Consider the following 5394-nt stretch of genomic DNA (forward strand, 5'->3'; position numbering starts at 1 on the left):
CCGAGTGTTGGGGCGAAGACTTTTTGGTTACTTTTGTCTGGGCCGGCATTCCGGTCTTTACAAAAGTGACCCGCTGTAAGAGCGGAACCAATAGAAGCCGTTACCGCAGCAACGGATATGTACACCACCAACAACCCGCCATCGCAGGCAAGCCAGCTCCCACATTTTTTGATCACTTGCACTCAAGACCTGGCGTGCAACGCCAACTGCACTGCACCATCAACACTCAAGGCACTCAGCAAAACCTGTGGCGCAACGGCTTCGGGCAAGGCTTGCAGTACTTCCATCGCCGCATGCCGCACCCGCGCCAGTACCAGCCGCTTGCCCTCCCCGTGCACCTGCGCAAAAAACGCCGCCAGCGCCTCGATACTGGTGCCGTCAAGGTCGGGCGATTCTTCCAGGCTCAACACCACCGCCTCGACCGGCGACTGACGCATCAAGCGCAACGCCGCGCCCAGGATGCGTTCGGCATTGGCGAAAAACAGCGCCTCACTGGGCCGCACAATCAGCAAGCCAGGCACCTGCACCGCATCCGCATGGTGTTGTCGGTCAACAAAGTCATGACTGTCGCCCAGGCGCCCCAGCACTTGAATATCCGCCGAAGACATCTGGCGCAGCATCAACACTACGCTGATCGCCACCGCCACCAGCAAGCCATCCAGCACGCCCAGCACAAGCACTGCCGCCACCGCACAGATCACCAGCAACCGGTCGCGGCGCCACAGGAAGTAACGGCCCAGGGGTTGCAGGCTCAAACCACGGCCCAGCGCGTAGATGACGATGGCTGCCAGCACCGGCTCCGGCGTTAACGCCACATACGGCAGCACCGTCAACACGATCACCAGCACCACCAGCGCCGCAACGATGCCCGCCAGGCGCGAACCGGCGCCGGCAGCCTCATTCGCCGACGTGGCCGAATAGCCCGCACCGGCGGGCATGCCGTGGAACAACCCGGACACCAGATTCGCCGCGCCCAGCGCCAACAGATCGCGATTGGATGACACCCGGTCGCCATGTTTAAGTGCGAACGAACTGATAGAGCCGTAGGACTCCGCATACAGGATCATGACCAAGGCAAAGGCCAACTCGCCCAGGCGCAACCAATCCGCGAACGGCAGCACGGGAAAGTGCCCCAGCTCCAGGCGCAGATCAATCATGCCGATCAAGGCCACGCCATGGGCCTGCAAGCCCAGGTACTGCCCGGCAACAATCCCCAGGACCACCACCAGCAAGCCGCCCGGCAGGCGCGGGATTCGCGCGCACAGCCATAACACCGCCAATGCTGCCGCTGCGACCAGCGCCGCCGGCCAATTCCAGTGCGCTAATTGCTCCAGTAACTGCGGCAGAAAGCGGATCAGGTTGTTATCGGTCAGGTGTACGCCCACCACACTGGCCAGTTGCTTGAGGATGATGGTCAGCGCCAGGCCGAAGGCAAAACCGCGCAACACCGGCTTGGCGATAAACGACGTCACACCGCCCAGCTTGAACAAACCGGCCAACACAAACAGCACGCCGGTGATCAGCACCAGCCCGAAGGCCAGGGACAGCCTCAGCGCCGGATCATCCCCGGCCAGGCTGGCGGTAGCAGCCGCCAATACCGCCGCAGAAGAGGACGTGGCCGAGACAATTGCAAAACGGCTGGTGCCCAACAGGCCGTAGCACACCAGCCCGGCAAACAAGGCGATCACACCGGCCTGCGGCGGCAACGCAGCGATGCTGGAATACGCCACAGCCTCCGGCAGCAGTAACCCGGCGATGGACAACCCGGCCAGGATGTCCTGGGTACGATTGGGGGGTACGGCAACGGGCGTAACGGTTTCAGTTTTCAATCGGCCCAACCCATCCTGGCAAATAACGAGCTTCCTGGCTGCGCGCCAGAGTCATGGCCTTGCCCAACAATTTGGCATTTGGCTGGCTGACAACATCGCTGCCGATACGGCTGCGAAAGAAGTCCGCCCACAAAAACTCGCTGAACGGCGTTGCGTCCTTGGCGTAACCACCGGCGGTACGCAGCAGGCCGGCAAGGCTGCGGTAAGGGTCGTCCTGCAGGTCGGTAATCTTGCGGGGAATGGCCTCATAGGTACGCCGCAAACCGCGCGCGTCGTAGGGGTGGACCCATTGATTGAATGCCATGACATTCCAGAAGGTGCTGCGCTCCACGAAAGACAGGTCCTTTAGCATCAGCAGCGACACACTCTTGACCTCTTCCAGAATCAAAGCCATACCGAAGTGGTGATGGTCGGTGATGTAGTAGCGCTCGTCCGGCCCCAGCACACAAGGGAACCAGTGCTTGTCGAGGGCGGCGGCGCGCTCCTTGCGCTTGAGTTTGGTCCAGGCGTCGCGCTTGGCAGCGACTTCCGCCATGCCGACCGTCAATTGTGTAGGGTGCAGTTTTTCCAGCTTGCCTGTGACCAATTGCGGGCGGGGCCGAGCCATGGGTATCTCCAAAGGGAACCAACACGTCGACAGCTTAGCCCTCATTGGCATGGGGATTTTTTCGGACACAAAAAAAAGCCGATTCACGCAGTGCGCGAATCGGCTTTGCTACCCGGCGTCTGTCATCAGGACAACAGCGAGTAAACCAACGCAGTAATCGCGACCAGGCCCACCGCGGTGACAAACACATTGGATGCTTGCCCACGGTACTTGGCCATGGCCGGCACCTTGCGGATCGCGTACATCGGCATCAGGAACAGGATCGACGCGATGATCGGGCCGCCCAGGGTTTCGATCATGCCGAGAATGCTCGGGTTGAGCGTGGCGACCAGCCAGCACACTACCAGCATGAACGCGGCGGTCATGCGGTCCAGGGACTTGGCAGCCGGACGACGCCCGGTTTTCAATACCAACCCCTTAAGGCCCTCACTGGCACCGATGTAGTGGCCCAGGAACGACTTGGCAATCGCCACGAATGCAATCAACGGTGCGGCGAAGGCGATGGTCGGGTTGTCGAAGTGGTTGGCCAGGTACGACAGGATCGACAGGTTCTGCGCTTTTGCTTCGGCCAGCTGTGCCGGCGACAGCGTCAGCACGCAGCTGAACACGAAGAACAGCACCATTACCACCATCAACAGGTGCGCGCGGCACAGGATCTGCGAGCTGCGCTCATCGGCATTGGCGCCGTACTGGCGCTTCTGATCAACCGCGAAGGCCGAGATGATCGGCGAATGGTTGAACGAGAACACCATCACCGGAATCGCCAGCCACAAGGTATTGAGCAGCGCAGACGGCGCCGGGACTTCGTTGGCAGTGCTGAGGATGCCACCGGTCCAGTGCGGAACCAGGTACACCGCCAGGAACAGCAAGGCGACGATAAACGGATACACCATCAGGCTCATGGCCTTGACGATCACTTGCTCGCCGCAACGCACCACGGCCAGCAAGCCGAGGATCAGCACAAAGGCCAGGATCGCCCGTGGCGGCGGCATGATGTGCAGTTGGTGTTCCATGAAGCTGCTGACGGTGTTGGTCAGGGCCACACTGTAGATCAGCAGGATCGGGAAGATGGCGAAGAAGTACAGCAAGGTGATCAGTGCACCGGCCTTAAGGCCGAAATGCTCTTCAACCACGTCGGTGATGTCAGAGCCGGCACGGCCGGACAGCACGAAGCGCGTCAGGCCACGGTGAGCGAAGAACGTCATCGGGAACGCCAGCAATGCCAGGATCACCAGGGGCCAGAAGCCGCCCAGGCCGGCGTTGATCGGCAAAAACAAAGTACCGGCGCCAATAGCGGTGCCGAACAGGCCGAGCATCCAGGTGGTGTCCTGGCGGCTCCAGCTTGTGAGGGTTGCAGGTGTCGTTGCATAGCGTTGGTCGACGCTATTGGCCTGATCATTCATCCGGTCGGATCTCCGCATTTACACGGCCGGGGCGAGTCAGAAAAACCTGACAGGCAGCGCCTCGACCATAGAAGGGGCCGGATTGTCCGGGATTCTCTCGAATAAGCAAAGACTTAGCTGAGGAATGGTTGAGCGGCGCAGCAATTCAAGGAGGGTGGCGGACGGCAGCTTTCGTGGGCTGCGAAAGGTTATGGCGTTGCCAAAAATCCGTCAAAAGAAGCAACTTCCAAGAAGTATCCGACATTTAAAGCAGACACAGCCTACATCTAAATAATATTTCCACTGAAATAGATCATTAACTATTACAAGACCATACATAACCATTGAGCCGCCGCCAGAGCACACACTAAGATCGCCGCGTCCCTCGCACAAACATTATGCCGCGCTCTTAGCCAGCAGCCTCAGGAATTCAAGAATGAAAACACTCAGTATTGTATTAACTGGTCTGTGTCTTATCGGCCTATTTAAATCCAGCGAAAGTTACGCAACGCCAACCGCGCCTGAACGGGATATCCAGGCGCTGGCCTCTTCCCCACAATGGTTGACCACCAAAGTCTATATCGAGGGTGCCCCGGATAAGGATGTCAAGGCCAACTACCCCGGTGTGGTGGGCATTTCAATGTGGGACCCACAGCGCAACCGTTATGAGTTCTTCTATGCTGACACCGGGCTTTCAAAATACGCCGATGGCGGTGGCGGCTACTTCCTCGTCACAGGCGACCAAAATACCCATATTCTGGTGCCCGATGTGGGACCGATCAAAACCGTGGTCAGGCGACTGGAAAAACTGGATAAGAACGAGTTCACCTACTCGCGCGAAGTACCTCGCGACATGATTGCCAACAACCCTCCTGTTCGAATCTATGTCGTCCATGCGCCTTATATCGGCCCGATAAAAACTGCGCTGTCGAACTAGTCAGCCCTCACGCCTGACGATACGCCGCTTGAATTAATAGACTGCAAGGTGCCCAAGATGAAGCCATGTAACGCCCTCACATCATTGTTAATACCTGTGCTGTTGACTGTTGCTCTGTTGCCCGCAGCAGCCACTGCCAACACCGCCGCTCCCTCCAGCGTAAGCACTGTGGCGGCCACAGCTGATAACGCCGTCATGTTAACGGTGTTTCTCAAACATGATCAGTCGCGGCCCTTGAGCGAGTTGAAGACACAATTGGCGAAGCAAGCCTTTCACAAGGTATTTCCTCCTGCCGGGGTTGAAGTGGTCAGTTGGAATGTCACCATGGGCATCGGACAGATCGTCGTGCTACGCCTGCCGGCTTCGCGCCTGGTAGAGGTCAATCTGGCGATAGAGCGCACTGCCTGGGGCGCCTACACAACGGAATTCTATCCTACCTACGATTTCAGGCCGATCGCGCAAGCAGAGCAAATCCAGGCGCAGCAGGCGGATTCTGCCCAATAATGGCAGTGTGGCGGCAGCCCTTTGAGGAAGCTATGGCAGCGCCGTTGACAACCACGCGCCCGCCCCAGCATGATCGAGCCATGAATCTCATTCAGCGCCGCCTCACCCGCACCACCACCACGACCGCTTATGGCG

General features: G+C 59.0%; 5 protein-coding genes. 2 read left to right on the forward strand and 3 right to left on the reverse strand.

What is annotated here, in order from left to right; genetic code table 11:
• Positions 1 to 182 precede the first annotated feature (182 nt).
• The 3 genes from GIW28_RS30380 to GIW28_RS30390 all read right to left on the reverse strand — a co-directional run bounded on the left by GIW28_RS30380 (position 183) and on the right by GIW28_RS30390 (position 3839).
• On the reverse strand, positions 183 to 1829 hold the full coding sequence (locus GIW28_RS30380; protein ID WP_169986312.1) for a SulP family inorganic anion transporter: 1647 nt from the start codon (positions 1827 to 1829) through the stop codon (positions 183 to 185).
• Positions 1819 to 2436 carry a ParB-like protein gene (locus tag GIW28_RS30385; RefSeq protein WP_017136633.1) on the reverse strand — a complete coding sequence of 206 codons (618 nt, stop codon included), beginning with the start codon at positions 2434 to 2436 and terminating at the stop codon, positions 1819 to 1821. The genes GIW28_RS30380 and GIW28_RS30385 overlap by 11 nt, the downstream gene beginning before the upstream one ends.
• 125 nt (positions 2437 to 2561) lie before the next feature.
• On the reverse strand, positions 2562 to 3839 hold the full coding sequence (locus tag GIW28_RS30390; RefSeq protein WP_236448015.1) for a serine/threonine transporter: 1278 nt from the start codon (positions 3837 to 3839) through the stop codon (positions 2562 to 2564).
• Positions 3840 to 4254: 415 nt separating this feature from the next.
• Here GIW28_RS30390 and GIW28_RS30395 point away from each other — a divergent pair, with 415 nt between their 5' ends.
• Positions 4255 to 4755, forward strand: coding sequence for a DUF4822 domain-containing protein (locus tag GIW28_RS30395; protein ID WP_236448016.1), 501 nt, complete (start codon positions 4255 to 4257; stop codon positions 4753 to 4755).
• Positions 4756 to 4812: 57 nt separating this feature from the next.
• On the forward strand, positions 4813 to 5259 hold the full coding sequence (locus GIW28_RS30400; RefSeq protein ID WP_138453228.1) for a hypothetical protein: 447 nt from the start codon (positions 4813 to 4815) through the stop codon (positions 5257 to 5259).
• The last annotated feature ends 135 nt before the right edge of the window (positions 5260 to 5394 follow it).

Source organism: Pseudomonas sp. PA-5-4B (assembly GCF_021606215.1).
GTDB classification, from domain to species: domain Bacteria; phylum Pseudomonadota; class Gammaproteobacteria; order Pseudomonadales; family Pseudomonadaceae; genus Aquipseudomonas; species Aquipseudomonas edaphica.